Below are 6,000 nucleotides of genomic sequence, written 5' to 3'. Positions count from 1 at the left end.
CATCTTGAAGAAGATGAGGAAAAACTACGGGTTTCAACGTAGACGAGGTTTATGTCGCTTAACAGATTATTTATCGTTTTAACAGATTAATGTCATCGTCAGACAAAACCTCACGATGTATGGCTTTGAGTTGCTAATACGCTCGCTAATCTGCACTTGATGAGAAATGCTCAAAAAATTACAATTGCTTTGGTCGGCTTGACTTTACTCTTTTATCTCTTGATGACATCAATTTGTTAAATAGACTTTAGTCTAATTTTGTCATCATTTAGCTACCAAATATTCAAGAATTGATATCTAGTGAAATTAATTATGCGTTATTCAGAACACATAATTAATTTCACAACCAGATGTCTAATCAATAGACTTCTTGGCATAAGTCGGTAAAAGGGTAAGAGGGAAAGGGGAAAGGAACAATAAAAACCTTTTCCTTTTAACCTTTCCCCTTTTCCCGCCTCTTGCAAAAATTACTTTTGCAAGAGGTCTAATAGCTAACGAACCGTTCCCCGCAGGGCTTCAGTATCAATTGGTTTGATGAGGTAAATTAACAGCAGATTCCAAACAATTGCTGCAATCAAAGGTAGTTTGCGAATTAGCTTCACCAATTTCGGGTTATAACTGCCTTCAATCTCTGCAATTTTCAAGTTGTAACCTGCACAGCGTTGCAGACGTGGGAAAAACTTGGGATGTTCGGTATTCAACATTACAGGAAAAGCCCGTCCTGCGGTTTCATTGGTGTTGCGGACAACTTGGATATCAAATTCTGTGGCATCAAGTCCCAATGATTTGTAGAATCCAGAACGTTCATGAACTGTCAGGGTGTGAGTAGCAAATACTGATAGCAAGAAAAAGCGACTCCACAGCCTAGATTTCCAGGTGTTCCAAAGTTGCGGTTGAGAACGCAATAATGCCTTGAATATATCTCCGTGGCGGTTTTCGTCTTGACACCAGCTCTCAAAGTAGCGGAATATCGGGTAAAACTGGTTTTCTGGGTGCTTTTCTAGATGCCTGAAAATAATAATGTAACGCCAGTAACCGATTTTTTCTGAGAGGTAAACGGTGTAAAGTACCCATTCAATCGGGAAAAATGTATAAGTGCGGGTTTTAGTAACAGCGCCCAAATCAAGGGAGAGTTTAAAATCAGCCATTGCTTTGTTGAGAAATCCGGCGTGGCGGGCTTCATCACGCGCCATCATTTGAAAGATTTCCGCTAGCACTGGGCTACGATTTTTTAGCTTGCGGGATAATTCTTTGAATAGCAAGAAGCCGGAAAACTCAGAAATGCAAGAACGTTCCAAATACTCTATAAACGCCTGCCTTGCTTCACCGTCAATGTGTTCCCAAGACTGCTCAAACGCTTCATCCCGGACAAAATGATGCCGATTGTAGTCTGTCCGCATTTCTGTCAACATCGCCTGCAATTCCGTTTCCTGGGCAGACAAATCCAGCTTGGCTGCGGTTTCAAAATCTGTAGTGTAAAACCGGGGGGTAAGTACAGTTTCTTTGCTGGGGGTTTTAGTTTCTGGCTTGGGTAGGGTGTTAACCATGAGTGATGAGGCGAGCGAGTCAATAGTTCTATAACTATAAAGCTATGACAAATGCAATTATTTTGCTAGACCTAATTTACAATCCTTCAGTAAAGTCGGAATTTCTGAATTTTTCTTCAACGGGTTGCGCCCAAGAAGGATTCCCCAATTTCAGCCAAGCGTAAAAGGGACTGGGGACTGGGGACTGGGGACTGGGGACTGGGAAAATATTTCAAAATTTGCTATGGGTAATAGCCCCGAACATCATTTTTGAGCTGATTACCCAATCCCTAATCTCCATTCAAATCTTCCCAATCCCTAGTCCCTAACTCAATCATAATTCTTTCCTTCTGCCTTCTGCCCCCCTGCCTTCTGCCCCCTGCTTCACCGCAGTAATTCCTCAACTTGATGCTGGCTCCACAAAGTTCTATATAAGCCCTGTTGTTGTAAAAGTTCTAAGTGATTTCCGACCTGCACAATTTTTCCCTTTTCCATGACAAAAATTCGGTCAGCTGCCGCCGCCGCCGATAATTGATGCGTAATAAAAATTACTGTTTTGCGTTCAGTACCACTGGAGAGATTTTTGAGGATTTTCGTAGCTGTTTGATTATCCACACTAGAGAGAGCGTCATCCAAAATTAACACTGGAGCATTGACCAACATTGCTCGAGCCAAAGCAGTACGTTGCCGTTGACCGCCAGAAAGATTAATACCGCGTTCGCCAACAATAGTTTCATATTGCTGGGGAAAATTCTGGATTTCTGATTCAATTTGGGCAAGTTTAGCGACAGCTTCTACCTGCTGTTGTTCGCTAACTGGATCGCCGTAGCGAATATTATTTTTGATTGTAGTGCTAAATAGAAAGCTATCTTGAGGAACGTAGGCGATCGCACCTCGTAAATCTGTCAAAGCGATCTTAGTAATATCTACCCCATCTAAAAACAATTGTCCTGATTCAATATCCAACAAGCGGGGTAAAGCATTGGCCAATGTAGATTTCCCCGAACCAATTGCCCCAACAATCGCAACAGTTTCTCCAGGAGCAATGGTAAAGTTAACATTTGCTAAAGCTGGAGTAGTGGAACCAGGGTAATTATAGGTGAGATTTTTAGCTGTTAGTTCGCCTTTGAGTTCAGCCACTGGCAGATGTATGGCATCGGCTGCATCTTTAATTTTTGGTGTGACAGAGAGAATAGCTTCAAGCCTATCGATACTAACTTCACCGCGTTGGTAGGCAGTAATTGTAAATCCTAAAAGAGCAGTGGGGAAAACTAGACGCTCTACATAAATTAACAATGCTAAAAAATCGCCAACCTGAAGTGTCCCAGCAGACATCCGTGCCGATCCTAGCCAGATGATCACCAGCGAACTGATATTAGCTAGCCCACCAATTAGCGGAAACAGTGTATTGCGGAGTTTTGCTAGTTCCAGGTTAGCAGTCAATAGCTGCTGATTTTTCTTGGCAAAAGCTCGACGCTCGTTAGCTTCTTGAGCATAGATTTTAATTAAGGCAATGCCACTGATATCCTCTTGGATGAGTTCGCTGATGTCAGAGAGTTGCTCTTGGACTTTTGCTTGTTGTTTGCGTAAGCGATCGCTAAACAGACTCACCAATAAGAGCATAAAAGGGTATACTGCCAGGGCGGCTAGGGTGAGATCCACACTAATTGTCAGCATTACTGGCAGTGTCAGGGCGTAGGCAAACATCGTATTTGCCAAACTCAAGACCGCAAAACCCAATAACCGCTTGATATTGTCCACATCACTAGTAGCGCGACTAATCAAATCGCCAGCAGTATTACTGGCAAAATAACCAGGTTCCAGTTTCAGTAAGTGTTCAAAAATCCGTTGTTTCAGGTCAAATTCCACCTGCCGTCCCACCCCAAATAGCCAAATGCGTGATGCCATCCGCATTAGCCACATTGCCGAACTGAGCAAGACAATAACTACTACGTAATGTAGTATTTGGTTCCAGCTGAAGGTTGTCGAGAGTTTGTCAACACCAGCACGAATCAACCAAGGGATATAAACACCCAGTGCATTGACAGACAACAAAGCGAGAATACCCAAGGAGGCTTCCCGCCAATGGGGTCGTAGGTAAGCACTGAGTTTAGCGATTCGTTGAGATTTTGCCATTAAAGCAATTGTGCAACTTTATCATCTAGATTAACTGCTAGTCCAAGAAGGCAGCTATGAAGAGGGAATATCGCTTGTGATAAATTCAGCTGTTGTTACCTCTTTTAACTGGATAGTTATTGCCATTCATTACTAGTAGTCCATCACAGCAACTTTAATGAAGAAATAAGTTCGTAGTAAGGACTTTAGTCCTTTGATTAATGGCTCAAGCGCTTACTACGAACCAAGTATTGTTCTCTTGCCTGATTACCGCTGAACACGCAAGAACCTGTAAATTTCAAGGAGATAACTTTCCCAAGTTCTTGTTGTCAATTGCAATGTTTCCGAATTTGGTACAAAGTCTTCAAGTCGTAAACCGCGTGTGCGAATATCTTGAGGACTTCCTTGTAATAAATAGGGAGGCACTCTCAAATTATAAGAAAGAATGCTATCCCCCGTTACATCTGAGATGTTCGTTGTGGTGGGTTGCCTTAATGCCACCAGTGTCTCAGATGTTGTAGCACTTGCGACAGACGTTTCGCCCGTCATTGCTAGAGGTGCTCTATAAAGGAAATAGGCGACTGCTGGTGTACTTGCCAACAGCAAAATAGTCAGTGCCCAACCGATCAAGTATCCTCCTGGTTTATCTATTCCACCTCCTTTGATTTTCTGAGCGGCAAGAATCATCAGTAAAACAGAGGCTCCTAGAGGCTTGAGTGGAAAAGATAACATCCTCCACAACGACGCCACAGCAGGTTCACTGGGGTTAAGAAATGATAGGGCTACGATTACCAAGATAACGACTAAGATTAATCGTCCGACAAAAGTTCCAGAGGGATAAAATCGCTGGAACAGAGAATAAACGATAGTGCCAATCAGCAGCCACAGCAGTACCCGGCTTAACAATAGAAACATAGACTAACTCTCAAATTTTCTGGTGCAGTGAGCCAGTGTGGTGGTGTTCGCGTAGCGTCTCCGTCAGGAGAGGCAGTCCGTTTCGATTGGGGTTGCCCCCAGAAAAGACTGCCATGCAGGGAAACCATACATAAAACAACTGGCGACTTCTTACTGATAGCGACGTTATAAACGTCACCCGTAAGGTTCAACCTAGAGGTTTCGGGAAATGGATTTATTTTATTGTCAAATTGTAATCGTACTGTTTGACTTAAAATTTCTCAAACCTCACACCCAATGACTACCGTCGTAGTGATTTTAGTGCAATTTTTTGACACTGCGTCTATTATTTATAATTTTCCAGAAGAGTAATCTAGTACCGGTAAACTAAATTAATTAAGTAATCTACTCAAAAGGAAAAACTATGTCGCCTGGAAAGCCTACTATTCTGGTAACGGGGGGAGCTGGATATATTGGTTCTCATACAGTGCTTGCTTTGAAGAAAGCGGGTTATGGCGTTGTCATACTTGATAATCTGGTCTATGGACATCGCGATCTAGTAGAAGAGATTTTACAGGTAGAACTGATAATTGGGGACACAAGCGATCGCGCCTTGCTCGATCGTGTATTTAAAACCCATGATATTGCCGCAGTGATGCATTTTTCTGCTTATGCCTACGTAGGAGAATCGGTGAGCGATCCGGCCAAATATTACCGCAATAACGTCCTTGGTACTTTGACCCTGTTAGAAGCGATGCTGACAGCATCTGTAAAGAAATTTGTCTTTTCTTCTACCTGTGCCACCTATGGGGTACCGGAATTCGTGCCCATTCCAGAAACCCATCCCCAAAATCCGATTAATCCCTATGGCGCTACAAAGCTGATGGTAGAAAGGATTCTCTCTGATTTTGACGTTGCTTACGGTTTGCAATCAGTGCGTTTTCGCTACTTCAATGCTGCTGGTGCTAATCCCGATGGCTTACTAGGCGAGGATCACAACCCAGAAACCCATTTAATTCCCTTGGTGCTAATGACAGCTTTAGGCAAACGAGAATCCATTTCAATTTTCGGCACTGATTACCCCACGCCCGATGGTACGTGTATTCGTGATTATATTCACGTTAACGACTTAGCAGATGCCCATATTTTGGGATTGGAATATTTATTAAAAGGTGGCGATAGCGAAGTTTTTAATTTGAGCAATGGCAGCGGTTTCTCCGTCAGAGAAGTCATAGCCGCAGTCGAAGAAGTGACAGGAACTTCGATACCAGTAGAAGAACGCGATCGCCGTCCTGGCGATCCCCCAGTTCTCATTGGCACCAGCGATAAAGCCAGAACAGTCTTAGGCTGGCAACCTCAGTATCCATCCATCAAAGATATTGTTGCTGACGCGTGGCAGTGGCACCAGAAGCGACATCATTCGACTTGATGGCATTGAGCCGAGATGCGCGACGTGAAAGTTGTG

Annotated in this window: 4 protein-coding genes; 1 reads left to right on the top strand and 3 read right to left on the bottom strand. The window is 43.2% G+C overall.

Annotated elements, in window-relative coordinates; genetic code table 11:
• Positions 1-491: 491 nt before the first annotated feature.
• The 3 genes from acsF to RM049_RS01460 form a co-directional block, all read right to left on the bottom strand.
• Positions 492-1,547, bottom strand: a complete 1,056-nt coding sequence (acsF, locus tag RM049_RS01470) for a magnesium-protoporphyrin IX monomethyl ester (oxidative) cyclase (RefSeq protein WP_322702897.1) — start codon at positions 1,545-1,547, stop codon at positions 492-494.
• A gap of 363 nt (positions 1,548-1,910) precedes the next feature.
• Positions 1,911-3,662 carry an ABC transporter ATP-binding protein gene (locus RM049_RS01465; RefSeq protein WP_322702896.1) on the bottom strand — a complete coding sequence of 584 codons (1,752 nt, stop codon included), beginning with the start codon at positions 3,660-3,662 and terminating at the stop codon, positions 1,911-1,913.
• A gap of 246 nt (positions 3,663-3,908) precedes the next feature.
• Positions 3,909-4,556 carry a hypothetical protein gene (locus RM049_RS01460; protein ID WP_322702895.1) on the bottom strand — a complete coding sequence of 216 codons (648 nt, stop codon included), beginning with the start codon at positions 4,554-4,556 and terminating at the stop codon, positions 3,909-3,911.
• 403 nt (positions 4,557-4,959) lie between these two features.
• Here RM049_RS01460 and galE point away from each other — a divergent pair, with 403 nt between their 5' ends.
• Positions 4,960-5,964: a UDP-glucose 4-epimerase GalE gene (gene galE, locus RM049_RS01455; RefSeq protein ID WP_322702894.1), complete on the top strand. Its 1,005-nt coding sequence runs from the start codon at positions 4,960-4,962 to the stop codon at positions 5,962-5,964.
• The last annotated feature ends 36 nt before the right edge of the window (positions 5,965-6,000 follow it).

Origin of the sequence: Nostoc sp. DedQUE04 (genome assembly GCF_034530995.1) — a bacterium.
GTDB lineage: Bacteria > Cyanobacteriota > Cyanobacteriia > Cyanobacteriales > Nostocaceae > Nostoc.
This window is presented reverse-complemented; position numbering and strand designations above follow the sequence as displayed.

Bases quoted from the DNA above. Each gene is read 5' to 3' on its own strand.
- acsF (WP_322702897.1), bottom strand. From the start codon at position 1,547: ATGGTTAACACCCTACCCAAGCCAGAAACTAAAACCCCCAGCAAAGAA.
- galE (WP_322702894.1), top strand. From the start codon at position 4,960: ATGTCGCCTGGAAAGCCTACTATTCTGGTAACGGGGGGAGCTGGATAT.
- RM049_RS01465 (WP_322702896.1), bottom strand. From the start codon at position 3,662: ATGGCAAAATCTCAACGAATCGCTAAACTCAGTGCTTACCTACGACCC.
- RM049_RS01460 (WP_322702895.1), bottom strand. From the start codon at position 4,556: ATGTTTCTATTGTTAAGCCGGGTACTGCTGTGGCTGCTGATTGGCACT.